General features: G+C 65.0%; 28 protein-coding genes. 12 read left to right on the top strand and 16 right to left on the bottom strand.

What is annotated here, in order from left to right; all coding sequences use genetic code 11:
- Positions 1 to 26: 26 nt before the first annotated feature.
- Both WNM05_RS02890 and WNM05_RS02885 read right to left on the bottom strand, forming a co-directional pair.
- Entirely contained in the window at positions 27 to 536 is a 510-nt protein-coding gene (locus tag WNM05_RS02890; protein ID WP_434632346.1) for a hypothetical protein, read from the bottom strand.
- Complete coding sequence (locus WNM05_RS02885) at positions 523 to 1,242, bottom strand: SURF1 family protein (protein WP_434632344.1); 720 nt, start codon at positions 1,240 to 1,242, stop codon at positions 523 to 525. Before WNM05_RS02885 ends, WNM05_RS02890 begins: the two co-directional genes overlap by 14 nt.
- Between WNM05_RS02885 and WNM05_RS02880 the strand changes: the two genes are divergently transcribed.
- Entirely contained in the window at positions 1,241 to 1,438 is a 198-nt protein-coding gene (locus WNM05_RS02880; RefSeq protein ID WP_101710475.1) for a DUF2909 family protein, read from the top strand. The two genes, WNM05_RS02885 and WNM05_RS02880, sit on opposite strands and share 2 nt — an antisense overlap.
- A gap of 6 nt (positions 1,439 to 1,444) precedes the next feature.
- Here WNM05_RS02880 and WNM05_RS02875 read toward each other — a convergent pair whose 3' ends face one another.
- The 6 genes from WNM05_RS02875 to bioD all read right to left on the bottom strand — a co-directional run bounded on the left by WNM05_RS02875 (position 1,445) and on the right by bioD (position 6,711).
- Complete coding sequence (locus tag WNM05_RS02875) at positions 1,445 to 2,317, bottom strand: cytochrome c oxidase subunit 3 (protein WP_434632341.1); 873 nt, start codon at positions 2,315 to 2,317, stop codon at positions 1,445 to 1,447.
- A gap of 9 nt (positions 2,318 to 2,326) precedes the next feature.
- A complete protein-coding gene (locus WNM05_RS02870) occupies positions 2,327 to 2,503 on the bottom strand; it encodes a DUF2970 domain-containing protein (RefSeq protein WP_434632340.1) in 177 nt (58 codons plus the stop codon).
- Complete coding sequence (locus tag WNM05_RS02865) at positions 2,500 to 3,048, bottom strand: cytochrome c oxidase assembly protein (RefSeq protein WP_434632337.1); 549 nt, start codon at positions 3,046 to 3,048, stop codon at positions 2,500 to 2,502. The genes WNM05_RS02870 and WNM05_RS02865 overlap by 4 nt, the downstream gene beginning before the upstream one ends.
- 10 nt (positions 3,049 to 3,058) lie before the next feature.
- Positions 3,059 to 4,696: a cytochrome c oxidase subunit I gene (gene ctaD / locus WNM05_RS02860; RefSeq protein WP_434632334.1), complete on the bottom strand. Its 1,638-nt coding sequence runs from the start codon at positions 4,694 to 4,696 to the stop codon at positions 3,059 to 3,061.
- A gap of 12 nt (positions 4,697 to 4,708) precedes the next feature.
- Positions 4,709 to 5,830, bottom strand: coding sequence for a cytochrome c oxidase subunit II (gene coxB, locus WNM05_RS02855; protein WP_434632331.1), 1,122 nt, complete (start codon positions 5,828 to 5,830; stop codon positions 4,709 to 4,711).
- A gap of 248 nt (positions 5,831 to 6,078) precedes the next feature.
- Positions 6,079 to 6,711 (bottom strand): dethiobiotin synthase, encoded by a 633-nt coding sequence (gene bioD / locus WNM05_RS02850; protein ID WP_434632328.1) that lies wholly within the window; start codon positions 6,709 to 6,711, stop codon positions 6,079 to 6,081.
- A 185-nt stretch (positions 6,712 to 6,896) separates the two neighbouring features.
- On the opposite strand from bioD, the gene WNM05_RS02845 reads away from it, so the two are divergent.
- Positions 6,897 to 7,340: a hypothetical protein gene (locus tag WNM05_RS02845; RefSeq protein ID WP_434632326.1), complete on the top strand. Its 444-nt coding sequence runs from the start codon at positions 6,897 to 6,899 to the stop codon at positions 7,338 to 7,340.
- A gap of 250 nt (positions 7,341 to 7,590) precedes the next feature.
- Here the strand turns inward: WNM05_RS02845 and WNM05_RS02840 are convergent, their stop codons facing one another.
- From WNM05_RS02840 to WNM05_RS02830, 3 genes are all read right to left on the bottom strand, one after another.
- Positions 7,591 to 9,378, bottom strand: a complete 1,788-nt coding sequence (locus WNM05_RS02840) for a 2-isopropylmalate synthase (RefSeq protein WP_434632325.1) — start codon at positions 9,376 to 9,378, stop codon at positions 7,591 to 7,593.
- Between the two features lie 182 nt (positions 9,379 to 9,560).
- Positions 9,561 to 10,910: a sensor histidine kinase gene (locus WNM05_RS02835; RefSeq protein ID WP_434632323.1), complete on the bottom strand. Its 1,350-nt coding sequence runs from the start codon at positions 10,908 to 10,910 to the stop codon at positions 9,561 to 9,563.
- Positions 10,911 to 10,953: 43 nt separating this feature from the next.
- Complete coding sequence (locus WNM05_RS02830; RefSeq protein WP_434632321.1) at positions 10,954 to 11,673, bottom strand: response regulator; 720 nt, start codon at positions 11,671 to 11,673, stop codon at positions 10,954 to 10,956.
- Between WNM05_RS02830 and WNM05_RS02825 the strand changes: the two genes are divergently transcribed.
- From WNM05_RS02825 to WNM05_RS02805, 5 genes are all read left to right on the top strand, one after another.
- A complete protein-coding gene (locus WNM05_RS02825; protein ID WP_434632319.1) occupies positions 11,672 to 12,802 on the top strand; it encodes a DUF2860 domain-containing protein in 1,131 nt (376 codons plus the stop codon). The two genes, WNM05_RS02830 and WNM05_RS02825, sit on opposite strands and share 2 nt — an antisense overlap.
- Before the next feature lie 217 nt (positions 12,803 to 13,019).
- Entirely contained in the window at positions 13,020 to 13,862 is an 843-nt protein-coding gene (asd, locus tag WNM05_RS02820; protein ID WP_434632317.1) for an archaetidylserine decarboxylase, read from the top strand.
- 301 nt (positions 13,863 to 14,163) lie between these two features.
- Positions 14,164 to 15,033 carry a helix-turn-helix transcriptional regulator gene (locus tag WNM05_RS02815; protein ID WP_434632315.1) on the top strand — a complete coding sequence of 290 codons (870 nt, stop codon included), beginning with the start codon at positions 14,164 to 14,166 and terminating at the stop codon, positions 15,031 to 15,033.
- Entirely contained in the window at positions 15,030 to 15,704 is a 675-nt protein-coding gene (locus WNM05_RS02810) for a transaldolase family protein (RefSeq protein ID WP_434632314.1), read from the top strand. Before WNM05_RS02815 ends, WNM05_RS02810 begins: the two co-directional genes overlap by 4 nt.
- 321 nt (positions 15,705 to 16,025) lie before the next feature.
- Positions 16,026 to 16,265 (top strand): hypothetical protein, encoded by a 240-nt coding sequence (locus WNM05_RS02805; RefSeq protein ID WP_434632312.1) that lies wholly within the window; start codon positions 16,026 to 16,028, stop codon positions 16,263 to 16,265.
- Between the two features lie 68 nt (positions 16,266 to 16,333).
- On the opposite strand, the gene ilvC is transcribed toward WNM05_RS02805, so the two are convergent.
- Genes ilvC through ilvB form a run of 3 tightly spaced genes read right to left on the bottom strand, consistent with a single transcriptional unit; the run spans position 16,334 to position 19,666 of the window.
- Positions 16,334 to 17,350: a ketol-acid reductoisomerase gene (gene ilvC / locus WNM05_RS02800; protein WP_166439534.1), complete on the bottom strand. Its 1,017-nt coding sequence runs from the start codon at positions 17,348 to 17,350 to the stop codon at positions 16,334 to 16,336.
- 47 nt (positions 17,351 to 17,397) lie between these two features.
- Positions 17,398 to 17,889, bottom strand: a complete 492-nt coding sequence (ilvN, locus tag WNM05_RS02795) for an acetolactate synthase small subunit (protein WP_101710457.1) — start codon at positions 17,887 to 17,889, stop codon at positions 17,398 to 17,400.
- Between the two features lie 10 nt (positions 17,890 to 17,899).
- On the bottom strand, positions 17,900 to 19,666 hold the full coding sequence (gene ilvB / locus WNM05_RS02790) for a biosynthetic-type acetolactate synthase large subunit (RefSeq protein ID WP_434632310.1): 1,767 nt from the start codon (positions 19,664 to 19,666) through the stop codon (positions 17,900 to 17,902).
- A 193-nt stretch (positions 19,667 to 19,859) separates the two neighbouring features.
- Here ilvB and WNM05_RS02785 point away from each other — a divergent pair, with 193 nt between their 5' ends.
- From WNM05_RS02785 to WNM05_RS02770, 4 genes are read left to right on the top strand one after another with little or no spacing between them, the layout of a single operon-like run.
- Positions 19,860 to 20,426 (top strand): RNA polymerase sigma factor, encoded by a 567-nt coding sequence (locus WNM05_RS02785; protein WP_101710455.1) that lies wholly within the window; start codon positions 19,860 to 19,862, stop codon positions 20,424 to 20,426.
- On the top strand, positions 20,423 to 20,803 hold the full coding sequence (locus WNM05_RS02780; RefSeq protein WP_434632307.1) for a DUF3619 family protein: 381 nt from the start codon (positions 20,423 to 20,425) through the stop codon (positions 20,801 to 20,803). Before WNM05_RS02785 ends, WNM05_RS02780 begins: the two co-directional genes overlap by 4 nt.
- A complete protein-coding gene (locus WNM05_RS02775; protein WP_434632305.1) occupies positions 20,796 to 21,182 on the top strand; it encodes a DUF3106 domain-containing protein in 387 nt (128 codons plus the stop codon). The genes WNM05_RS02780 and WNM05_RS02775 overlap by 8 nt, the downstream gene beginning before the upstream one ends.
- On the top strand, positions 21,179 to 21,700 hold the full coding sequence (locus WNM05_RS02770; protein ID WP_434632303.1) for an RDD family protein: 522 nt from the start codon (positions 21,179 to 21,181) through the stop codon (positions 21,698 to 21,700). The genes WNM05_RS02775 and WNM05_RS02770 overlap by 4 nt, the downstream gene beginning before the upstream one ends.
- Before the next feature lie 87 nt (positions 21,701 to 21,787).
- Here WNM05_RS02770 and guaD read toward each other — a convergent pair whose 3' ends face one another.
- A complete protein-coding gene (gene guaD, locus WNM05_RS02765) occupies positions 21,788 to 23,101 on the bottom strand; it encodes a guanine deaminase (RefSeq protein WP_434632298.1) in 1,314 nt (437 codons plus the stop codon).
- Positions 23,102 to 23,333: 232 nt separating this feature from the next.
- On the opposite strand from guaD, the gene WNM05_RS02760 reads away from it, so the two are divergent.
- Positions 23,334 to 23,831, top strand: a complete 498-nt coding sequence (locus WNM05_RS02760) for a MarR family winged helix-turn-helix transcriptional regulator (RefSeq protein ID WP_434632296.1) — start codon at positions 23,334 to 23,336, stop codon at positions 23,829 to 23,831.
- 297 nt (positions 23,832 to 24,128) lie between these two features.
- Here the strand turns inward: WNM05_RS02760 and WNM05_RS02755 are convergent, their stop codons facing one another.
- Positions 24,129 to 25,427, bottom strand: coding sequence for an Nramp family divalent metal transporter (locus WNM05_RS02755; RefSeq protein WP_434632294.1), 1,299 nt, complete (start codon positions 25,425 to 25,427; stop codon positions 24,129 to 24,131).
- Between the last annotated feature and the right edge of the window lie 4 nt (positions 25,428 to 25,431).

Below are 25,431 nucleotides of genomic sequence, written 5' to 3'. Positions count from 1 at the left end.
GCAACGCGTTTCGTCGGTTCGGCCGGCTATCCCAGGCCGTTGTTGACCTTCAACACCTTGGCCACCTCGTCTATGACCCGGCCCGGATCGGCGCCGTCGCGGTAGAACAGCACTTGGTTGCCGAGCGGATCGACCAGATAGAATCCCTGGGTGCCGGCCGGCAGCGCATGCTCCGGCGCATGGGACAGCCGGTGCGGCGCGTCCACCTCGGCCGGCCGGGCCGACACCAGCAGCGCCACGCGGGTCAGTCGCCCGGCCGCCTCGCCCTGGGCCTTCTCTATCTGCTGCATCGCGTACCAGCGCTGGCGGCAGCGGTTCTGGCAATCGGCGCCCTGGGCCGCGGCCAGCACCCATTTGCCGCGCGGCCAGTCCGCCCGGCCGGCGGCGACGAAAGGCTGGGTCGGCAGCAGCAGGCCGTAGCTGGCGCCGCCGCCGGGCGGCAGCAGCGCGTAGGCCAGCCAGGCCGCCAGCACCGGCGCCAGGCATAGCAGCGCCATCGCGAACAGCGCCATCCGGCCGCGTTTAATGGATTTCATGGCGTCGTCTCCACATCAGCCAGCACAAGCCGCTCAGGCAGACGCCGAGCAACAGCCACTGCACCGCGTAAGCGTAGTGCCGGTCCGGCATGAACTCCGGGACCACCGGCCAGTGCAGCAGCGGTTCCGGCGAGCTCTCCAGCACCACCACGCCCTGGAACCAGTGGCCGGGATAGCGGCGGCGCAGTCCCGGCTCGTCGATCTCGTCGACCGGCCCGGACGTGCCCTTGACGGCGCCGGACAGCACGAAATGATGCGGCGTCGGCACCCGATAGCCCTGCGGCTCGATCTGATCGGGGCGGAAAGCCGGCAACCGCGCGCCGTCCACCGCCCAGCCCAGGTCCAGCAGCACCATCGAGCGGTCCACCCCCTGCCGCCACGGCTGCAGGATGCGCCGCCCGCTCTGGCCTGCCATATAGCTGTTGCGCAGCTCGATCACCGGACCGGCCGGCTCGGCGTCGATCAGCCTGACCCGGGTGAAGCCTGGCGGCGGTTCCGCCTCGCGGTAGACCAGGCCGACCGGCGCGACGCTCATCGCGCTGGTCAGCGAACGCAACAGCACTTCCTTGTCTTGCCCCCGTTGCCACTGCCATACTGCCAATGCGTACGGCAATAATGTGATTGCCAGCAAAAACACCCACAGCACCCGCTGCCAGCGGGATGTGGGTTTGTTTTCCGCATCGGAATGTGAGGAGGATACGGTCATGAAACTCGTCATCCTGTTGTTGCTCGCCTGTATCGTCCTGGCTCTGTTCTGGGGTTTGACCGGACTGCTGAAGGCCGAACACGGCTCCCAGCGCCTGGTGCGCTCGCTGACCCTGAGGGTCGGCCTGTCGATCGGCCTGTTCCTGTTGCTGCTGCTGGGCGCGCTGTTCGGCTGGTGGCGCCCGCACCAGGTCTGATTGCCTTCATAGCCAGTAAACGAAGATGAACAGCAGCAGCCACACGACGTCGACGAAGTGCCAGTACCAGGTGGCGGCCTCGAAGGCGAAGTGCTGCTGCGGATCGAAATGGCCCTTCAGGCTGCGCAGCCACACCACGAACAGGATGATGGAGCCCAGCAGCACGTGCAGACCGTGGAAGCCGGTCAGCATGAAGAAGGTCATGCCGTAGGCGCCGGACGCCAGCGTCAGGTGCAAGGTCGAGAAGGCGTGACCGTACTCGTGCATCTGCAGCGCCAGGAAGCTGCAGCCCAGCAGCACCGTCAGGAACAAGCCCAGCTTCAGCTGGCCGCGCTTGCCGGTCAGCAGCCCCCAGTGCGCCCAGGTGACGGTGGCGCCCGACGACAGCAATATCATCGTGTTGAACGCCGGCAGCCCCCAGGCCTCCATCGCCTGGTAGGCCTGGGTGATGCCCGGCCCGGTCGCCAGCGGCCACGAGGCCTCGAAATCGGGATACAGCATCTTGTAGTCCAGCGAACCCAGCAGCGGCACCGACACCGTCCTCACCCAGAACAGCGCGCCGAAGAAGGCGCCGAAGAACATCACCTCGGAAAAGATGAACCAGCCCATGCCCCAGCGGAAGGACATGTCCTCGCGCCCGAGGTAGACGCCGAGCCGGCTCTCCCGTATCACGTCGCCGAACCAGCCGAACAGCATCGCCACCAGGATCAGCATGCCCAGGCCCAGCGACAGCTTGCCCAGCAGCATGCCGTTGACGGCCAGGGCCGCGCCGAGGCCGATGAAGAACAGCGCCAGCGATCCCACCATGGGCCAGCGCGACGGCGGCGGCACGAAATAGCGGTCCTGCTCGGCGATAGACTCGATTTGCTCAGTTGCCATGCCTCTCTCCTAGCTGGTCACCCAGGTCACCACCAACAGCAACAGCGCGATCAGACCCGCCATCAAAAGAAAGGCGGTTGCGATCAGCTGCCACGGCTTCAATATCTGGTCCACTCGGGCCGCTGAGCCCTTGCGCACGCCGATGAAGGCGCCCAGCACCGCCTTCACGCCCTGTCCCCAGCTCATGACGCCCCTCCTCCCTGCCCCGGCACATCGAACACGGTGTAGGCCAGCGTGATGCTGGTGATCGACGCCGGCAGCTTGCGGTCTATCACGAACACCACCGGGAAGGTGCGGGTCTGTCCCGGCGCGAAGCGCTGCTGGGTGAAGCAGAAGCATTCCAGCTTCTTGACGTAGGCGGCGGCCTCGCCCGGCAGATAGCGCGGCAGCGCCTGCCCGACCACAGCATGCGGGCTGGCGTTGGTGATCCGGTACTGCACCTGGACGAAAGTGCCGGGCTTGACCTTCAGTCGCGTGGTCAGCGGCTGCACCTGCCACGGCAGGCCGGCCTGCACCGTGGAATCGAATCTCATCTCGACCTCGCCGGTGCCGGCGGCCAGGTCGCCCTTCTCCAGTTCGTCGGCCTTGACCACGTCGTTCAGGCCGGTCTGCTCGCAGACGATGCGGTACAGCGGGATCATCGCCCAGGCGAAGCCGAACATCAGCGCGGCGATCACCGCCAGCTTGCGCACCAGGCGGCGGTTGCGCTGACGGATGGCCATCGTGTTCATCGCCGCCTCCTCAGTGCGAATGTCCGCTCCCGCCCTCCCGGTAGGACAGGATCACCCCGTTCTCGCCGGTCTCCAGCCGCGGCGCCTCCTCGAAGCTGTGGTAGGGCGCCGGCGTCGGCAGCTCCCATTCCAGCGTGTTGGCGCCCTCCCACGGCTTGTGCGGCGCCTTCTCGCCGTAGCGCAGCGCATGCAGGATGTTGTACAGGAAGATCAGCTGGCCCAGGCCGAACATGAAGGCGCCGACGCTGGCGATGCGGTTGAACTCGGTGAACTGCAGCGCGTAGTCCGGAATCCGCCGCGGCATGCCGGCGAGGCCGAGGAAATGCATGGGGAAGAAGGTGACGTTGAACCAGATCATCGACCACCAGAAGTGCAGCTTGCCCAGCTTCTCGCTGTACATCCGCCCGCTCATCTTCGGGAACCAGTAGTAGATCGCCGAGAACAGGCTGAACAGCGCGCCGGCAACCAGCACGTAATGGAAGTGGGCGACCACGTAGTAGCTGGCGTGCAGCTGGATGTCGACCGCCGCGACGCTGAGGGTGATGCCGGACAGTCCGCCTATCGTGAACAGCAGTATGAAGCCTATCGAGAACAGCATCGGCGTCTCGAAGCTCATCGCCCCCTGCCACATCGTCGCGATCCAGTTGAACACCTTGACCCCGGTCGGCACCGCGATCAGCATCGTCGCGTACATGAAGAACAGCTGCGCGGTGGCCGGCATGCCGGTGACGAACATGTGGTGGGCCCACACCATGAAGGACAGCACGCCGATCGAGCTGGTGGCGTACACCATCGAGGTGTAGCCGAACAGCGGCTTGCGGGCGAAGGTCGGAATCACCTGGCTGACGATGCCGAAGGCCGGCAGCGCCATGATGTAGACCTCCGGATGGCCGAAGAACCAGAACACGTGCTGGTACAGTATCGGATCGCCGCCGCCGGCGGCGTTGAAGAAGTGGGTGCCGAAGTGGCGGTCGGTCAGCACCATGGTCACCGCGCCGGCCAAGACCGGCATCACGGCGATGATCAGATAGGCGGTGATCAGGCTGGCCCAGGCGAACATCGGCATCTTCATCAGCGTCATCCCCGGCGCGCGCAGGTTCAGGATGGTGACGATGATGTTGATCGAGCCCATGATGGAGCTGATGCCGAGGATGTGTATCGCGAAGATGGTCATGTCCATGCCCATGCCCATCTGCGTCGACAGCGGCGCGTACAGCGTCCAGCCGGCGGCGGCCGCGCCGCCCGGCACCGCGAACGACAGCAGCAGCAGCAGCGCCGCCGGCGGCAGCAGCCAGAAGCTCCAGTTGTTCATCCGCGCGAAGGCCATGTCGGGCGCGCCTATCATCAGCGGCAGCATCCAGTTGGCCATGCCGGTGAAGGCCGGCATGATGGCGCCGAACACCATGATCAGGCCGTGCAGCGTGGTCAGCTGATTGAACAGCTCCGGCTGGAAGAAGCGCATGCCGGGGCTGAACAGCTCGGCGCGTATGCACAGCGCCAGCACGCCGCCGGTCAGGAACATCGTGAACGAGAACCACAAATACATCGTGCCGATGTCCTTGTGGTTGGTAGCCATCAGCCAGCGCATGATGCCGTGCGGCTTGCCGTGGTGGGCGCCGCCGGCGTGGGTGGTTTCCGCGATTGCCATGAGTCCGACTCCTTATGCCGTCTTGCCGCGCGCGGCCTTCACTTCCTTCGGCTGCACGACCTGGCCGGTATGATTGCCCCAGCTGTTGCGCTCGTAGGTGATCACCGCCGCGATGTCGGTATCGGACAGCTGCTTGCCCCAGGCCGCCATCGCCGGATTCTTCTTGCCGCCGAACAGCACGATCTCGATGTGGGCGGCCTTGTCCCCGGTGACGATGGGCGAGCCGTCCAGCGCCGGGAAGGTGCCGGGCACGCCCTTGCCGTTGGCCTGATGACAGGGGATGCAGTTCTGCGTGTAGATCTTCTCGCCGCGCGCCTTCAGATCGTCCAGCTTCCACACCTTGTTCGGATCGTCGGCGCTGGCGGCCAGCTGCTTCATCTTGGCCTCGCGCCACTTCGCGTAGTCCTCCGGCGACTTGGCCTCGACGACGATGGGCATGAAGCCGTGGTCCTTGCCGCACAGCTCGGAGCACTGGCCCCGATAGGTGCCGGGCTTCTCTATCAGCATCCAGCTGTCGCGCAGGAAGCCGGGAACGGCGTCCTGCTTGACGCCCAGCTGCGGCACCCACCAGGAATGGATCACGTCGTTGGCGGTCAGCAGCAGGCGGATCTTGCGATGGGTCGGCACCACCAGCGGCTCGTCCACTTCCAGCAGATAGTGCGGCGGCTTCGGAATCTTGCCCTCTATCGCCTCGCGCGGCGTGGCCAGGTGGCTGACGAAGCCGAAATTGTCGTCCAGGTAGTCGTAGCGCCAGCGCCACTGGTAGCCGGTGACCTTGATCGTCATGTCCTCGCTGCGGGTGCTTTTCTGCGCCAGCACCGCGCGCGTGGCCGGCAACGCCATCACCACCAGTATCAGCAGCGGCACCACGGTCCAGATGATTTCCACCGTGGTGTTTTCATGGAACTGCTTGGCCTCGTGGCCGGCCGACTTGCGGTGGCGGACGATGGAATACAGCATCACCAGGAAGACCGCGACGAAGATGACGCCGGTGATGATCAGCAGCAGCGTGTGCAGATGGTATTCGGTGCGCGCCAGCGGGGTCACCGGCTGCTGCAGATTGAACTCCGCGGCGGCCGCGCCCTGCGCCGCCAGCAGCAGGCCGCACAAGAACGGAATGCGAAAACAAGACATGTCGCCCCCTCGCGGTCAAAACGACCGGTTCAATGAAATGCATGTCCAGCCGCCGGCTTGGCGCCAGCATGCTTTCATCGTAGGAGTTCGGTCAAGAAAAACAAGAAGGTGTCATGATGCGGCGCAATGCCGCGCGACAAGCGGGTAAACGGCGCCCAAGGCCGGCATGCCGCAGCGGATCGCCTTATTTTTCCGGCATCGCCGGTTTGCCGCCGGATGCCGGGCGCCCACAGCGGCCCGCGGCAGCGTCACTCGAGCGGCCGGTACGGCAGCTCCAGCAGCAGCGGCGCCGGGATGTGGCGGCGCAGCGTGGCCAGGTTCTCGGCATAGGCCGCCTGCGGCGGCTGCGCGCAGTTGGCCACCCAGCCGGCCAGTTCCAGGCCGCTGTCGGCGATGGCGCGCGCGCTCAGCAGCGCGTGGTTGATGCAGCCCAGCCGCATGCCGACGACCAGGATCACCGGCAAGGCCAGCGATTGCGCCAGATCGGCCATGAACAGCGTGTCCGACAGCGGCGCCAGCCAGCCGCCGGCCCCCTCGACCAGCACGATGTCGGCCTGGGCCGACAAGCGGTGGTAATGCTCGCCGATGCGGGCCAGCTCGATCTCCACCCCGGCCTCGCGCGCGGCGATGTGCGGCGAAACCGGCGGCAGGAAACGGTAGGGGTTCATCAAGTCGAGATCGGTCTGTCCGGTCGCGGCGACAAGCCGCGCGACGTCGTCGTTCAACCAACGGCCGTCCGGCAGTATCTCGCAACCGGACGCCACCGGCTTCATCGCCAGCACGGTCTTGCCCTGCCCCCGATACAGGCGGATCAACTCGACGGCGGAATGGGTCTTGCCGATCTCGGTGTCGGTGCCGGTGATGAAATAGCCCTGGCTCATGCTTGCTCCTGAAATGATCGTTGTCGACGGGCGAGCCGCCGCCCGGGACCGATGTTCTACACCAGCGCGCGCCGATCCGCCAGTCCGGCGCCGGCGTCGATCGCGGCAGGCCGAAAGACCAGCCCCTGCGGCCCGCCCGCGCCCGCCATGCCAGAATCCCGCACCGATGACTTCAGGAGCAAGCCATGAACGAAAACGAGGCATTCGCCGCGCTGGCCGGCATGGGCATCGTGGCGCTGGTGGTGATGGTCGCGCTGGCGCTGGCGGTCAGCATCTTCTACTACCTGACGCTGCAGCAGGCGATGAACGCGGTGTCGCCGGCCAACCGGCCGTTGCCCGGCGGGCTGATCTGGCTCGCGCTGGTGCCGGTCGCCGGGCTGATCTGGTACATGATCTACATCGTGCTGCTGGCCAGCGCGCTGAGAACGGAGCTGGCGCAGCGCGGCGAAACCGGCGACGGCGGCCTCGCCGTCAGCGTCGCGCTGGTCGCGCTGCTGGTGCTGTGCTTCGTGCCCTATGTCAATCTGCTGGCCATCCTGCCTGCGGTGGCGCTGTGGCTGACGCACTGGACGAAGACGGCGAACTGTCGGCGGCTGCTGGAGGGCGGGCAGCCGGCGCTGGCGGTTTGACGGGAAAGGCCCCGGACCGCGCCGTCGACGTGCCAACGCCGACCTTGTGGGTCGGCGCTGTGCCGTCGGCCTTTTGAGCGATGGCGCAGTAGGGGCGGCCGGGTAGGCCTGCGCAGGATTTCACGCGGGGATGGAGTGAAAGCCTCTTGGCTTGGCGACACCGTCCGCCTGCGGGGCGCAACGACAAGGCCGGGATGGAAAACCTTGCCGCCTCCCCGCGGCGACGGGCCGCCGCGCCGGGAAAACATTGCTATACGATGGCCTGGGCGCTCACCTTTTCCTCTACCGTCAGCTTGTCCAGCGCCGACAGATAGGCCTTGGCGCTGGCGACGATGATGTCGGTGTCGGCGCCCTGGCCGTTGACGATGCGGCCGTCGCGCGACAGGCGCACCGTCACCTCGCCCTGCGACTCGGTGCCCTTGGTGATGGCGTTCACCGAATACAGCTCCAGCTCGGCGCCGCTGGCGGCGACGATCTCGATCGCCTTGAACGCCGCGTCCACCGGGCCGGAGCCGCTGGATTCGCCATGCCGCTCCTGGCCGCGCTCGACGAAGACGATGCTGGCCTGCGGCGGCTCCCCGGTCTCGCTGAGCACCTTCAGCGAGACCAGCTTGTAATCCTCGCGCTCGATGGTGACCATCTCGTCGGACACCAGCGCGTGCAGATCCTCGTCGAAGATCTCGCGCTTCTTGTCGGCCAGCTCCTTGAAGCGGGCGAAGGCGGCGTTCAGCGCCTCCTCGCTGTCCAGCACGATGCCGAGCTCGGCCAGCTTGGTCTTGAACGCGTTGCGGCCGGACAGCTTGCCCAGCGTCAGCCGGTTGGCGCTCCAGCCGACCGACTCGGCCGACATGATCTCGTAGGTCTCGCGGTGCTTCAGCACGCCGTCCTGGTGGATGCCGGACTCGTGGGCGAAGGCATTGGCGCCGACGATGGCCTTGTTCGGCTGCACCGGGTAGCCGGTGATGGTCGAAACCAGCTTGGACGCCGGCACGATCTGGGTGGCGTCGACGCGGCTGTCGACGCCGAACACGTCGCGGCGGGTCTTCACCGCCATCACGATCTCCTCCAGGCTGGCGTTGCCGGCGCGCTCGCCGAGGCCGTTGATCGTGCATTCGACCTGCCGCGCGCCGCCCAGCACCGCCGCCAGGCTGTTGGCCACCGCCATGCCCAGGTCGTTGTGGCAGTGGGCGGACCAGATCACCTTGTCGCCGCCCGGCGTGCGGGCGATCAATTCGCGGAAGAAGGCCTCGGTCAGCCGCGGAACCGCGTAGCCGACGGTGTCCGGCACGTTCAGCGTGGTGGCGCCGGCCTTGATCACCTCGCCGAAGATGCGGGCCAGGAAGTCGATGTCGGAGCGCAGCGCGTCCTCGGCGGAGAACTCGACGTCGTCGGTGTATTCGCGGGCGATCGTCACCGCGTTCACCGCCGCCGCCACCACCTCGTCCGGGCTCATCCTGAGCTTCTTCTCCATATGGATGGGGCTGGTGGCGATGAAGGTGTGGATGCGGCCGCGCGCGGCCGGGCGAATCGCCTCGCCGGCGGCGCGCACGTCGCGCTCGTTGGCGCGCGCCAGGCTACAGACGGTGGAGTCCTTGATCGTTTCGGCGATCGCGCGGATCGCGTCGAAATCGCCCGGGCTGGCGGCGGCGAAACCGGCCTCGATGATGTCCACGCCCAGCCGCTCCAGCTGGCGCGCGATGCGGATCTTCTCTTCCTTCGTCATCGAGGCGCCCGGCGATTGCTCGCCGTCGCGCAAGGTGGTGTCGAAAATGTAGAGGCGCTCGCCCATGTCGATAGTTCTCCCTGCCGCCTGGTCCGGCTCGCCGACCAGATAGTCGTTGAAATCAAAGCGCCTGCCCTGCCCGGCGGCCAATTGCGCCAACCGGCCCAGCTGGGCCAGCGGCAGGCTGCCGCGTTCCCTCCACTTGTATATCGCTGCCCGGCTCACCTGATCCTCGGGGAACAGACGGTTCAGCTCGTCGGCCAGCTTGCCCGGTCCGCCGAAGTCCGCCACCAGTCGGTCGATGTCCACTTGCATTGATGTGCTCCTGCAGCATATTTTGAGTCAGACTACTCAAAAATAAGACACAAGGTCAAATTTGACGGAAAATATCTGTATCAAATTCGTCACACCCGATGTCTAATTCTATTTTTTAGACAAATTGTAGAAATTGGCGTAAAAAAAACGCCTCCAGGCGCCCGCATCAATCTTGAAAAGCATTAACTTGGCGGCAACCAGGGCAGGCTGACATGAAACGCCACGCCCCGACCTTCCAGCCCTTCCTCCAGCCTGATGCAGCCATCCAGCACCTGTACCGCCTGCCAAACAATGGCGAGCCCCAGGCCGGAACCCTGCGCGGATGCCGTCTTGCCCCGGTAAAAGCGCTCGAACAGATGCGGCTTGTCCTCAATGGCGATGCCAGGCCCGTCATCCGCCACCGCCAACTCTATCCGTCCATCGGCGGCGGCAAGGCGCACCCGGACGCAACCGCCGGCGCGGCCATAGGCCACCGCATTGGACAGTAAATTGTCCACAATCGAGAGGAAGGAAACCAAGGCCAGGCTGGCCGGCAAGCCATCAGGCGAGTCCAGCTCCAGCTCCATGCCCTTTTCTTCCGCCCGCGGCAACAAGCCGATCAAGACATTGCGGGTCACCTCGACCAGATCGACCTGTTGCCGGCGCTCGCTCTCCACACCTTCCAACGCCGCCAGCCGCAACAGCTGCTGCACCAAATGGGAATGGCGGGCCACCGCCTGCTCCAAAGCGGCCAGGTTTTGCTGCCTGGCCTCGGCATCCTCCTCGCAGGCCAAAGCATGCGCCTGGGTGGAAATCACCGCCAACGGCGTGCGCATCTCATGGGCGGCATCCTGCACGATGGCGCGTTCACGAGCGATGCTGTCGCGGCTGCGCCTCAGCAACTGGTCCAGCGCCTGGACAATGGGCGCCAACTCCCGGTAGGGCAAGCTCATGGACAAAGGGGAAAAATCATCGGAGGCGCGACGGTTCAGATAATCGGCCAAGCGCCTCAGCGGCAGCAAGCCGCGCGAAATGGCGAGCCACAGCGGCAACAGGACCAAGGAAAAAGAGATGACCAGGGGCGCGATATATTGCTTGGTGATGAAAGGCAGCACTTCCTCGTCTGGAATCAGCGGCTCGAACACGGTCAAATACCCAGCGGGATAGAGACGCTCCGCCACCCGATACGCTTTTCCTTTCAGCTGCACCACCCCCTTATTCAAATCGCGCGCCGGCAGCGCGGCGGCCGGGACGCCCGGAGAAGCGTAGATCCGCTCGCCTTGCCGCGTTCGCGCCGAAATCAACAAATCGCCCGGGTGATCGATCTCGACCTTGGACGCCACATTGATGCGCCGCGATGCGTTGAACAAGCGATCCGCCGTCTCCAGGGCTTGCCGATTTTGCTCCATCCGGCCAGGCGTCAGCACCACGGAAAGCAGATCGGCCGCTTTCCACAAAACTTGGCGGCGGGATTCCGATGACATCGACTCCTGGTATTCCCGCCCGACCAACGCCAGCCATATCAAGGCGAAAGCCAGCAACAAAGCCAGCAAGACCCGCCTCGTCAGCGACGGCGCCAAACCGTCCGCCAGTCGCTTAAACCACATATTGATAGCCCACGCCGCGTACGGTACGGATGCGTTCGGCACCTATCTTGCGGCGCAGATTGGACAAGTGCACCTCTATCGTCGCGCCGTCGACAATGTCGCCCAGCGGCTCCAGGCGTTGTCCCAGCACCGTTTTCGAGACGATGCGGCCAGGATCGCGCGCCAGTTCCACCAGCAAGCGGAATTCGCGAGGCGACAAGTCCAACGCCAGACCATCCAGCCAAGCCAAATGCACGCGCGGCTGGAGGCTCAGCGCGCCCAGGTTCCAGACTTCGCTGGCCTGGCGGGCGCTGCGGCGGCATACCGCCCGCACTCTCGACACCATTTCCGACACCGCGAACGGCTTGCACAGATAATCATCGGCGCCATCGTCCAAACCCGCCAATTTATCGTTCAAATCGGCGCTGGCCGTGATCATGATCACCGGCACGGCGATCTGCCTGGCCCGCCATTGGCGCAGCAAAGACAGGCCGCTGCCGTCCGGCAGGCCCAGGTCCAGCAATACGCAATCGAACCGGTCCGGCTCGAACAAGGCGTCCGCATCCGCCAACTGGCGCACCCATTCGGTCGTCACCGTTTCGGCTTTCAACGCGGCCTGCAAAGCCCGCCCCAGATCCAAGTCATCCTCAACGATCAATAAATGCATTTTCGTTTTCACCGCGACAATCTTTGGCTTAGCAAAAGGTTGGCATACGCATACTTGCGCCATGCAACGGGATGCCCTCTCTTTGCGCTGGCCATCGAGTATATGGTCGCGCGCTCAAGACAGACAATCGGCGTGGCCATCCAAGGCCAGGATGAATTGCCCGCCCGGCGACCCGCTCTTTTCACTCCATCCAAAGGAATATCCGATGAAACATCATGCCGTATTGATACTGCTTGCGCCTTTGCTGGCAGTCGCCGCCGGGAATGAACAAGACGGTTTCTCCGGGACCTTCCGGCTAGGCGCCAGCCACTATCAACTGGCCAGCAATTTCCTCAAGGCGCCGAACGACGGCCGTCCCCCCGCCGCCAGCCTGGCGCAATCGCCGGCCTCGCAATCCGGCACCGCCCCCCTGTTCGAAGGCGAATGGAGCTATGGCTTCGCCGGCACAGGCACCCGGCTCTTCATCTCGCCTTCCAATACCGACACTTTCGCCGCCGGAGGCGGCATGCAGTTCGGTCTGCGCCAGCAACTGCCACAAGCCGGCACGGTGTCGGCGGCGCTGACTTATGGCGAGAGCGAAGTCTGGCTGGACCCCTATGCTTTGAATGTCGCCCGCCAGGACGGCAAGCTGAAAAGCGCGGGTCTGGCGCTGGGCTGGTCGAACATCCTGAATACGCCGTTCAGCGCCAACGTCAGCTTCGCCAGACAAAAGCTGGCCAATGAACGGAGCGGGCAGGCGCCAGGCTTGACGCTGGCCGATCAAGCCCTGCTGCAACGCAATGGCAACAACTACGGCGTCCAAGCCTCTTACGCCTGGAAGTTGGACAGCCAGGGCGCGCATACGCTGACCCCCGGCCTGATATACGCGCGCTCGAACCTGGACGGCAAGGCGATGAACACCCGACGCTACGGGATGCAATTGGCTTACGCCTACCAAGGCGCGGACTGGGACGCCACGGCCTCCCTCACCGCGCTTCTCACCCGCTACCAAGCCGGCAATCCGGTCTTCGCCGGCCAGAAAGCGGATAGCCGCGACGCTTTGCTCAGCCTGGGCCTGACCCGGAAAAACCTGTTCGGCGCCAAGGCCTGGTCCGCCTTTCTCAGCGGCAACTATGGCCGTTTCAACTCGGACCTTGCTTATTTCAACGCGCATATCCGGGAGGTGTCCATCGGCATGGGCTACCATTTCTGACCCAGCCGAAACGCGCGGCTATCGTCGCGAAGGCGCACGCTGGCGGCCCGCCATTCAGCGCAGCGCCGGATGGCTGCGGCGCTTTCTGTGGCGCGCTCGTCCATTTAGGGGAAGTCGGCATGGCCCGCGCGAAAGCGTCGCGTCATCGGCAGACGGCGGGCCAGCCGCGCCTAGCTGCGATATAATGGGCGGTTAAACTCATCATCAGGAAATGCCCGTGTCCGAGCGCCTGTTCGTACTGTCCCAACATGTGACGCCCAAGCTGGCGCTGACCCGGCTGGCAGGCTGCTTCGCCGGCTGGAAGGGCGGCGGCATCACCACGGCGGCCATCCGCCGCTTCATCGCGCGCTACCACGTCGACATGAGCGAAGCCGCCAACAGCGATCCGGCCGCCTACGCCACCTTCAACGACTTCTTCACCCGCGCGCTGCGGCCCGGCGCGCGGCCGCTGGCCGACGCCCGCCTGGTCTGCCCGGTCGACGGCGCGGTCAGCCAGCTGGGATCGATAGACGACGGCCGCATCTTCCAGGCCAAGGGCCGCGACTACAGCGCGACGGCGCTGCTGGCCGGCGATACCGAACTGGCGGCCCGCTTCGCCGACGGCCATTTCGCCACCATCTACCTCAGCCCGCGCGACTACCACCGCATCCACATGCCGTGCGCCGGCCGGCTGCTGGAAATGACTTACGTCCCGGGCGAGCTGTACTCGGTGAACCCGGCCACCGCCCGCGGCGTAGACCGGCTGTTCGCCCGGAACGAGCGCGTGGTCTGTCTGTTCGAGGACGACGGCGGCCAGCCCTTCGTCATGGTGCTGGTCGGCGCCACCATCGTCGGCAGCATGGCCACCGTCTGGCACGGCGTGGTCAATCCGCCGCGCCGTCCGTCCGTCGAGAAATGGGATTACCGCGGCCAGGGCATCCGCCTGGCCAAAGGCGAGGAAATGGGCCGCTTCCTGCTCGGCTCCACCGTGGTGCTGCTGTTCCCGGCCGGCCCGATGAAGTTCAACCCGCAGTGGCAGGCCGCCAGCCCGGTGCGCCTGGGCGAGGCGATGGCCGACTGAGCGACGCCGAACGCCGCCAAACCGAAACGACGCCCCGGCGTCGTTTTTTTTTATTCCCCATCCCGTCCCCCGCCGACCGTCCCGCCCCACCGTTCGACACGAGAAATTACTCGTTATTACAAAATCATAAAAGTATGCAAATAATAATGCCTAAATGATAGGATACGATCCCGATCCATCCGGAGCGCGCCGGAAGCCCTCGGTTCTCACGCATCGATCCCGTCGCCCCAAACGGCCGGCTCGGCAGCCGTTCCGGCAAGAAAACCACGGCACAGGTCTGCCCCGCCGGCATGAGGCGTCAATGGAAACCATCAATTTTCAGTCCGATATTTTCTATGCGACCAACCCGTCATTCACCTCGACCGACGCGATCATCGAGTTCACCCGGCCGTTGCGCAGCCTGAAAATCAACTATTTCACCTTCGACCGGCATTACCAGGACGGCTCGCGCGTGGTGCTGACCAATTCGATAGACTGGATCACGCATTACTGGCGCAACGACATGTACAAGCTGGCGATCTTCGAGAACGCGCCCAGCAGCTTTTCAGACGGCCACGTCTTCTGGAACTGGCTGAACCGCGAACCGATCTATTCGGCCGCCGCCCAGTTCGGCATCGACAATGGCGTCACGCTGATAGAGCGGCATGACAAGCACTGCGATTTCTATCACTTCGGCGCGATCAACGACAACAGCGTCGACAACGAGTACCTGATGGGAAAAATGGGCGTCCTGCACAAATTCATGTCGCTGTTCAAATACAAGCTGCAGGACGTCATCAACGGCGCGGCGAAAAACCGGATCGTGCTGCCGGATTTCGCGCTGGCCAAGAATCCCATCCGCGACAGCGAATTGAATCACGACATGCTGGCCGCCGATTTCTACAGCCTGCTGGACCGCCGGGACGTCTCCCGCATCTATGTCGGCGAGGAGTTCGGCAACGCCTACCTGACCACCAAGGAGCTGGAATTGATGCGGGAGCTGGTCAAGGGCGCCTCCTGCGCCGAGGCGTCGATGCAGCTGGGCATTTCCAGCGACGCGGTCAACAAGCACATCAAGAACATCAAGGACAGGCTGAATTGCCGCTCGCTGTGCCAGCTCGGCTTCGTCATGGGCAAGCTCAGCGCGAAAAACCTCTACCCCTTCTCAATCAAACATGGTGATACGACATGAAGCTCTGGCTGGATACCATTGATTTTCAGGCCGTCAAGCACGCCCAGGACCTGGGCATACTCGCCGGCGTGACCACCAATCCCGCTATCCTGGGCGCGGCGAACGAGGATGTCGAAGCCATACTGGACCGCTTGCTGGACATCCAGTCCGGCCTGCTGGCGGTCCAGGTCTGCAGCGACGATCTGGCCGGCCAGTTGAAGCAGGCGCGCCGCATCGCCCGCAAAAGCCCCCGCATCGTGATCAAGATCCCGGCGATGGGAGACGGCTTCCAGGCGATGGCGACGCTGGAAAAAGAAGGCATCGCCACGCTGGCCACCGCCATTTTCGAGACCCGGCAGATCGTCATGGCCGGCATGATAGGCACGCGTTACGCGGCGCCCTATGTCAACCGGATCGAGCAGTCCACCGGCAACGCCTTCGCGATGCTGGAACAGGCCCAGCACATCGTGGACCGCGCCGGCTACCCGACAGCCATACTCGGCGCCGCGATCAAGACCGTCGACCAGTTCCTCGGCTGCGCGCGCCTGGGCATCGCCGCGGTCACGCTGCCGGTCGAGGTCTACCGCCGCCTGTTCGCGTCCAGCGCCGACATCGACGGCAGCCTGGCGCAATTCGACGCCGCCTGGGGCGGCAATCCGCTCGCCTCCTCCTCCCACCTGTTCGACGTCTAAGAGCCTGTTCAAGGTCTTTTTGCGGCAGCGGCCGTTTTCTGCCGGATGCGGGGCGCGAAAAATGGCCCGCCGCAGCGTCGTTCACGGCAAGGGGCGTTTGACAAAGCCATGCGCCGGCAGGAAACGGCCCCGAAGGGCAGCCCGGCTCGCCACCGGCTCCTCCGCCGCAATTCACTGCAGATTTCTGTACTTATTCCCGACCCGCGAATGCGCTAACGTAGCGGCTGTTTCCTGCAGCCGGCTGATCCGGCGCCAGCTAAGCAGTTGTTTTAAATGCGAATAAAGACCATTCCTGCTAGCCCAACTTCGCGGAGCCGAACTATGCATCACCACCTTGTCAGGGAAATCGCGGACGACAACTATGCGCTGGATGTGATCAGCGGCGACCCGGTGCTGGTGACCAGCCCGCTGATGGTCGGCGAACCGGGATCGGAATGGGAGGGCTCGCTGATCTTCACCAAGGAATATCTGCTGTCGCTGGTGGAACTGGGTCTGAAACACCAGCTGCTCAATCTGCAGGAACTGAAGACGACGGGCAGCCGCGCCGGCCACGGCGCGTGACGGCGGGGCGATGAAAAAAGCCGGGCGCAAGCCCGGCTTCGTCATTTCCCGCGGGATAAACCGACGGCTCAGTTCTTGGACTGATCCACCAGCTTGTTCTTGGCGATCCACGGCATCATCGCGCGCAGCTCGGCGCCGACCTTCTCGATCGGGTGGGCGGCGGTCAGGCGGCGGCGGGCGGTCATCGCCGGGTAGTTGGTCTTGCCTTCCAGGATGAACATCTTCGCGTACTCGCCGCTCTGGATGCGGTACAGCGCCTTCTTCATCGCCTCCTTGGTGGCCGAGGTCACCACTTCCGGCCCGGTCACGTACTCGCCGTACTCGGCATTGTTGGAGATCGAGTAGTTCATGTTGGCGATGCCGCCTTCGTACATCAGGTCGACGATCAGCTTCAGCTCGTGCAGGCACTCGAAGTAGGCCATTTCCGGCGCGTAGCCGGCTTCCACCAGCGTCTCGAAGCCGGCCTTGACCAGCTCGACGGCGCCGCCGCACAGCACGGCCTGTTCGCCGAACAGATCGGTCTCGGTCTCCTCGCGGAAATTGGTCTCGATCACGCCGCCCTTGGTGCCGCCATTGGCCGCGGCGTAGGACAGCGCGACGTCGCGCGCCTTGCCGGACTTGTCCTGGTAGACGGCGATCAGCGTCGGCACCCCGCCGCCCTTCAGGTATTCGGAACGCACGGTGTGGCCCGGGCCCTTGGGCGCGACCATGATCACGTCGACGTCGGCCGGCGGCACGATCTGGTTGTAATGGATGTTGAAGCCGTGGGCGAAGGCCAGCGCCGCGCCCTTCTTCAGGTTCGGCGCGATGTCCTTGTGGTAGACGTCCGGCTGCGACTCGTCCGGCAGCAGGATCATCACCACGTCGGCCTTCTTCACCGCCTCGGCCACTTCCTTGACCTTGTGGCCGGCCGCCTCGGCCTTCTTCCACGACGCGCCGTCCTTGCGCAGGCCGACGATGACGTCGACGCCCGATTCCTTCAGGTTCTGCGCATGGGCATGGCCTTGCGAGCCGTAGCCGATGATGGCCACTTTCTTGCCCTTGATGATGGAGAGATCGGCGTCCTTGTCGTAATAAACTTTCATTTCTTTGTCCTTGGTATTGTTTGCTAAGGGACTTGCTCAAGTCCTGCTCAGATTTTCAGAACCCGTTCGCCTCGACCGATGCCGGATGCGCCGGTACGGACCGTCTCCAGGATCACTGCGCGGTCCACCGCCTCGATAAAGGCGCCGAGCTTGTCGCTCGTACCAGTCAGCTCGATGGTGTAAGTCTTTTCCGTCACGTCGATGATGCGTCCGCGGAAGATGTCGGCCATCCGCTTCATCTCCTCGCGGTCCTTGCCTACGGCGCGGACCTTGATCAGCATCATCTCGCGTTCGATGTGCTCGGATTCGTTGAGGTCTATCACCTTGACCACCTCGATCAGCTTGTTGAGCTGCTTGGTGATCTGCTCGATGACTTCGTCGGAACCGTGGGTGACGATGGTCATCCGCGACAGCGTCGGGTCCTCGGTGGTGGACACTGTCAGCGAATCGATGTTGTAGGCGCGGGCGGAAAAAAGCCCGACGACGCGCGACAGCGCGCCCGCCTCGTTTTCCAGAAGTATGGATAGGATGTGTCGCATGCCGGCCGCCTTAGCACATATTGCCGTAGTCACGGTTGTTCTCGAAAGGCACCTGCTGGACGGCGCGCATATGCGCCGGCAGGTCCATCTGATCCAGTCCCTTGCCGTTCTGGATCATCGGGAACACGTTCTCGGACTGGTCGGTGCGGAAGTCCAGGAACACCAGGCGTTCCTTCAGCTTGTCGCTGAAGGCCTCGCGCAGCACCGGCTCGACGTCGGCCGGGTTCTCCACCTTGAAGCCGATATGGCCGTAGGCCTCGGCGATCTTGACGAAGTCCGGCAGCGCGTCCATATAGGACTCGGAATAGCGGGTGCCGTAGAAGAACTCCTGCCACTGGCGCACCATGCCCAGATAACGGTTGTTCAGCGCCACCACCTTGACCGGCGTGTGGTACTGCTTGGCGGTGGACAGCTCCTGGATGTTCATCTGGATCGAGCCCTCGCCGGTGATGCAGGCCACCTGGGCGTTCGGATTGGCCAGCTGCGCGCCGATGGCCGCCGGCAGGCCGAAGCCCATCGTGCCTAGGCCGCCGGAATTCAGCCACTGCTTGGGCCGGTCGAACTTGTAGTACTGCGCCGCCCACATCTGGTGCTGGCCGACGTCGGACGTGATGATGGCTTGGCCGCCGGTGATCTCGTACAGCTTCTGCACCACCATCTGCGGCTTGATCAACTCGTCCGACGGCGTGTACAACAGACAGTCGTGGCCGCGCCACTCCTCGATCTGCCGCCACCACTGGTTCAGCGCCGAGCCGTCCGGCTTCTGGCCGGACTGCTTCAGCTGGTCCAGCATCTCGCGCAGCACCAGCTTGACGTCGCCGACGATCGGTATGTCGGCCTTGACGCGCTTGGAGATAGACGACGGATCGACGTCGATGTGGACGATCTTCTTGGCCTGGGCCAGAAAATGCGAGGGCACGCTGATCACGCGGTCGTCGAAACGCGCGCCGACGGCGATCAGCACGTCGCAGTACTGCATCGCCATATTGGCTTCGTAGGTGCCGTGCATGCCCAGCATGCCGAGGAACTGCCGGTCCGAACCCGGATAGGCGCCCAGGCCCATCAGCGTGTTGGTACACGGCAGGTTCAGGTGGCGCACCAGCTCGGTCACCTCGGCCTCGGCGCCGCCCTGCACCGCGCCGCCGCCGACATAGATGAACGGACGCTTGGCCTCAAGCAGCAGGTTCACTGCCTTCTTGATCTGTCCGCTGTGCCCGCGGGTGGCCGGCACGTAGGAGCGGATGTGCACGCTGTCCGGATAGCGGAACTCGGCGCGCGCCTGGGTCACGTCCTTCGGAATGTCCACCACCACCGGGCCGGGGCGGCCGCTCTTGGCGATGTAGAACGCCTTCTTGATCGTCGCGGCGATCTCGTTCACGTCCTTGACCAGGAAGTTGTGCTTCACGCAGGGACGGGTGATGCCGACCATGTCCACTTCCTGGAACGCGTCCAGGCCGATGGCCGGGGACGGCACCTGGCCGGAGATCACCACCAGCGGGATGGAGTCCATATAGGCGGTGGCGATGCCGGTGACGGCGTTGGTCGCGCCGGGGCCCGAGGTGACCAGCGCCACCCCCACCTTGTCGCTGGAGCGCGAGTAGGCGTCGGCGGCGTGCACCGCGGCCTGCTCGTGCCTGACCAGCACGTGTTTGAACTTGTCTTGCCGGAAGATGGCATCGTAGATTTCCAGTACCGCGCCGCCCGGATAGCCGAAGACGAACTCGACTTCCTCTTCCTGCAGGCAGCGGACTGCTATTTCGGCGCCCGATATCTGCATATCGCCTCTATTTCATGTTGATTTCATCCCGTTTGCTCAAAGACCTTATCGTATTGCTCAAAGCATGGTCAAGTGCTTTTGTGCAGGTGCAAAAAAGCCGCTAAGCCACGGTTATTTCAGGCAAAAAATCGGACTAGCCTAGCGAATCCTGCTCTGATACCATCGTTGGTTGGCATCAACCCGAAACGCACAGATGGCAAGCCGCAAGGAAATGGCCGACTTCCTCGAGTCGGTGGAAAAGCGCGCCTTCAAGCAGGCGCTGTACGCGGTGCGGCACGAAGACAACGCGCTGGATATCGTCCAGGACTCGATGATGAAGCTGGCCGATCGCTACGCGCACGCGCCGGCCGAAGAGCTGCCGCTGATCTTCCAGCGCATCCTGCAGAACACCATCCGCGACCATTACCGGCGCAGCAAGGTGCGCAGCTTCGTCAGCACGCTGCTGTCGTCGCTGATACCCACCCATGCCGAGGACGACAGCCCGGACCCGCTGGAGACGCTGGACGTCGCCGCCGACGAGGCCCACACCAATCCGGAGAAATGGTACCAGCGCAAGGAAGTGGCCGAGATGATAGACGCGTCGCTGCAGCTGTTGCCGGCCCGTCAACGCGAAGCCTTCCTGCTGCGTTACTGGGAGGGTCTGGACGTTGCCGAAACCGCCCTGGTGATGGGCTGCTCGGAGGGCAGCGTGAAAACGCACTGCTCGCGCGCCAACCACACCCTGGCGGCCATTCTTGCGCAAAAGGGAGTATTGCTGTGAAACACGCCAACGATAGCCACGGCGACCATTTGCCGACCCATATCGCCCGCATCCTCGACAATCCCCATTCCCATCCGACCGCCAGCCAGGCCGCGCGGCTGCAGGCCGCCCGCCGACGCGCGATGGAGCGCTTCGAGATGCGCGCCGCCGAGCCCATCGGTCTGCACGAGCAGCTGGCCCTGTGGGCGCAGCGCCACATCGTGCTGCTGAAGCGCGGCACCGCCGCGCTGGGCTTCGCCGCGCTGACCGCCGTCGGCCTGATGCTGGCCGAGGGGCTGCTGGCCGAATCCGAATCGGTCGACGCCGCGGTGCTGTCGCAGGACCTGCCGCTGGACTCGCTGCTGGAGCCGCATTTCAGCCGGAGCCTGCATGAATAAGATGCTGCCGGCCGCCGCGCTGTACCTGGCGGCCCTGCTGCCCGCCGCCGTCCTCGCCGCCCCGCCGTCCGACCCCCGCTGGGACCAGCTCGGCGCCGAACAACAACAGGTGCTGGCGCCGCTGGCGCCGGAGTGGAACCGCTATGCGCCGGACAAGAAACAGAATCTGCTGGCCATCGTGCCGCGGCTTTCCGGCCTGCCGGCCGCGCAGCGACAGCAGGTGCAGCAGAAGCTGAAAGCCTGGTCCGAGCTGAGCCAGCAGCAGCGGCGCGAAATCCGGGCCAATTGGCGCAAACTGCAACAGCTGCCGCCCGAACAACGCGAACAAGTGATGCGGCGCCTGCGCGCGCAAACGCCGAAGGCCTCGAACGCAAAATGACGGAAACCGCCTCCCCCGGCCTGGCCCGCTGCCTGGCCAGCCTGTTCTACGAATCGCTGCTGATCGTCGCGATGCTGCTGGTGACCGCGGCGATACTGACACCGCTGCAGCTGGCGCTGGGCCAGGACTCCGCGCTGCTGCACACCTTGATCCAGCTGGCCGCCGCCGGCGTGCTGTTCGCCTATTTCGGCTACTGCTGGACCCGCAGCGGCCAGACCGCGGCAATGAAGACCTGGCACATCCGGCTGGAGTCGGCCGATGGCCGGCTATTGAACTGGCAACAGGCGCTGATGCGCTTCGCCGTCGCGGCGATGCTGTTCGTCGGCCTCCCGGTCGTGTCCTATCTCGGCTGGCAGCGCAGCTACGGCGACCATCCTGCCGCCAAGTGGCTGGCGCTGGTCTGGTGGCTGCTGCCCTTCCTCGCCCGCTTCTACGACAAGGAGCGGAGGCATCTTCACGACCGGCTGGCCGGCACCAGGCTCGTGCTCTTGCCCAAACCGCCGCGCGGCGGCAAATGAGGCGGCCCCGCCGACAGCGGGTGAAAACGCGCGGCCGCAGACTTATCCACAGCGGCCGGTTATTTTAGAATTTATCCACAACCCGGCTCAGGCGCGCTCCCCGCGCCTGTACACCGCCGCGCCGGCGGCATAGGTGGCGGCGATCGCCCGGTCGTCGCCCAGCATCATCTGCACGAACAGCGCCTCGGACAGGTCGCGGACGTGGCGCATGCGGAAGTCCAGCAGCGGCGTCGAACGCAGGTCCAGTACCGCCAGGTCGCCCTCCATGCCCGCTTCCACACTGCCGACCTTGTCGGCTATGCCCAGCGCCTCGGCGCCGCCGCGGGTGGCCAGATAGAAAGCCTGGGCCGCCGTCAGCGGCCGCCCGTGGGTCTGCGACGCCATATAGGCGGCATTCATCGTCTGCAGCATCGAGAAGCTGGTGCCGGCGCCCAGGTCGGTGCCCAGGCCCAGCCCGACCGGTTTCTCGACCTCGACGCAGCGCCGCAGGTTCAGGCTGCCCGAGCCGAGGAAGAAATTGGACGTCGGGCAATGCGCCAGCGACGCGCCGCTGTCGTGCAACATCTCCAGTTCGGCTTCAGACAGATGGACGCCGTGGCCGTAGATCGCGCGCGGCCGCAGCAGGCCGTAGCGCTGGTAGACGGAGGCGTAGTCGCGGCAACCGGGGAACAGCCGCCCGACCCAGGCGATCTCGTCCGGATTCTCCGAGATATGCGACTGGATGGCGACGTCGGGGAATTCGGCCGCCAGCGCGCCCAGCATTTCCAGCTGGCCGTGGCTGGACGTCGGCGCGAAGCGCGGCGTGATCACGTATTCGGCGCGGCCCCTGCCGTGCCAGCGCTCGATCAGCGCGCGCGACGCCTCGTAGGCGGCCAGCGGCGTGTCCAGCAAGGCCTCCGGCGCATGGCGGTCCATGCACACCTTGCCGGCCAGGATGCGCAGATTGTGGCGCGACGCCTCTTCGAACAGGGCGTCGACCGAGACGCCGTGGACGGTGCCGAATACGCAGCCGGTGGTGACCCCGTTGCGCAGCTGCTCGGACAGGAAGAACTTCGCCACGTCCCGGGCATGGTCGATGTCGGCGAAGCCCTGTTCGGTGACGAAGGTGTAATGGTTCAGCCAGTCCAGAAGCTGCTCGCCGAAGGCGGCCATCATCTCGGTCTGCGGATAGTGGACGTGGCAGTCTATGAAGCCGGGCACGATCAGATGGTCGGGATAATGCTCGACGCGCGCGCCTTCCGGCAGCGACGGCAGCAGCTCGGCCGCCGGCCCGCACGCCGCGATGCGGCCGTTCTCCATCACCACCAGCGCATCGCGCTGGAAAGCCAGGCAATCCCGCTCGGCGTCCCGGAACGGATTGCCCCGGAAAGTCAGCACATCGCCGCGTACCGCAGTCTTCAAATTCCTCTCCCTCCGCCGGCGGCTGGCCGCCGGCATTTATCTTCACTTAAAGAATCTTTACGTGTAAATATACCCGCGTCGATGCCACAGGGCAAGCCGGCGGCAGGACGGCACAGGCAGGAAAGCGATTTACTCATTGTCTTTAGATGAAGATAGTATATTTTGAAGTCGTGATACTCTTGCGCCCGACCGAGTTTGCCGCGTTTATCTTTTTGGATCAGGAACCAGCAGCATGCAGCAAGCACCAGACCAGATCGACCGTATCGTCGCCCTGTGGAACGAGGTCCGCCCCGACCTCGACACCTCCGCCACCGAAGTCATCGGCCGCATCGTGCGGATGGAATACTTCATCACCCGCCGGGTACTGCAGGACCTGGCCCGCCACAATCTGAACGTGGGCGAGTTCGACGTGCTGGCGGCGCTGCGCCGCGGCGGCGAGCCGTTCCAACTGTCGCCGAACCAGCTGCAGGGCATGGTGCTGATCTCGTCCGGCGCGCTGACCAACCGCATCAACCGGCTGGAAGAGGCCGGGCTGGTCAGCCGCTCGCCCGATCCCGACGACCGCCGCGGCGTCATCGTCACGCTGACGGCCAAGGGTTTCCAGGTGATAGAGGATGCCGCCGGACACCACCTGGCGGCCGAGGCGGAACTGATGGACATGCTGGACGAGGACGAGCGCCGCACGCTGGCGCGGCTGCTGAAGAAGATGCTGCAGTCGCAGGAAGACTGATCCGCCAGACAGGCCGCCCGAGGGCGGCCTTTGTCTTGCCCATCGCACGGCAAGGAGGCGCAACGCCGCATCGCGCCTGCTCACTCAGCTATTCGAGCAGCCGGCAAAACGCCCGAGGCAAGGCGCGCCGACGCAGACAGTGCCCATCGCACGGCAAGGAGGCGCGACGTCGCATCGCGCCTGCTCACTCAGCTGTTCGAGCAGCCGGCAAAACGCCCGAGGCAAGGCGCGCCGACGCAGACAGTGCCCGTCGCACGGCAAGGAGGCGCAACGCCGCATCGGGCGTTTCCCAGCCGCTCACCCGAAAAGCAGCGCGCAATTGGCGGCCAATATCAGCCAGAACAATCCCCAGCCGCAGACGACTACCCAATGCGGCGCGGCATGCGCGCCCATCAACGCCTTGTCTCCCGTCATCCGCAACAATGGCCACATCGCCAGCGGCAGTTGCAGGCTCAACACCACCTGGCTCCACACCAGCAGCGGCCCCACCGCCTGCTCGCCCAGCCACGCGATGCCGGCAGCCGCCGGCAGCAAGGCCAGCGCGCGGGTGATCAGCCGCCGCTGATAGCAGGGGATGCGGATCTTGAGGAAACCATCCATGATCACCTGGCCGGCGACGGTGCCGGTCAAGGTGGCACTCTGTCCGGCCGCCAGCAAGGCGACGCCGAACAGCAGCGCCGCCAGCGAACCGGCCAGCGGACGGATCAGTTCGTGGGCGTCGGCGATGTCGGCCACCGCGGTGTGGCCTGCGGCGTGGAAGGCGCTGCCCGCCAGCACCAGGATCGCGCCGTTGACCAGCATCGCCAGCAGCAAGGAGGCGATGGTATCGATCCGGCACAGCAGCAGCGTCTGCCGCAGCGCGTCCTTTCCGCCCTCCACCTTCCGGGTCTGCACCACCGACGAGTGCAGGTAGAGGTTATGCGGCATGATGGTGGCGCCGACGATGCCCAGCGCCAGCACCACAGCCTTGTCCATGCCTTGCGCCGGCAAGCTGGGCGCCAGGCCCGCCGCCACCGCCGGCCAATGGGTATCCAGCAGCGCCAACTGCGCCAGAAAGCACAAGGTGATGGTGGCGATTAGCCCCAGCACGATGGCCTCCAGCTGGCGGAAGCCGCGCCCCTTCAGCCCCAGCACGATCAGCGTGTCGAATGCGGTCAGCGCGACGCCCCATGCCAGCGGCACGCCGAACAGCAGCTTGAACGCCAGCGCGCAACCCAGCACTTCGGCGACGTCGCAGGCGATGATGGAGACTTCGGCGCTGAGCCAGTGGAGCAGGCGGCCGACGCGGCCGTAGCGGCGTGCGCTGGCCTGTGCCAGGTCCAGGCCGGTGACCAGTCCTAGCCGCGCCGCCAGCATCTGCAGCAGCATCGCGGCGATCCCGGACAGCATCACCACCCACAGCAGCTGGTAGCCGAAACGCGAGCCGGCCTCGATGTCGGTGGCCCAGTTGCCGGGGTCCATATAACCGACCGCGACCAGCAGTCCCGGCCCGGCGAAGCGGCGCAAGCGCTGGCCCAGGGAGGCGTTAGGATCTATCCGTATGCTGCCGTTGACCTCGGCCGGGCAGAACGGTGCGGTGGCGGTGGTGGGCAGCATGGCG

Source organism: Chromobacterium sp. CV08 (assembly GCF_051129845.1).
In the GTDB taxonomy this organism is placed as follows: domain Bacteria; phylum Pseudomonadota; class Gammaproteobacteria; order Burkholderiales; family Chromobacteriaceae; genus Chromobacterium.
Note: the sequence above shows the minus strand (reverse complement) of the source record. Positions and strands in the feature narration are given on the sequence as shown.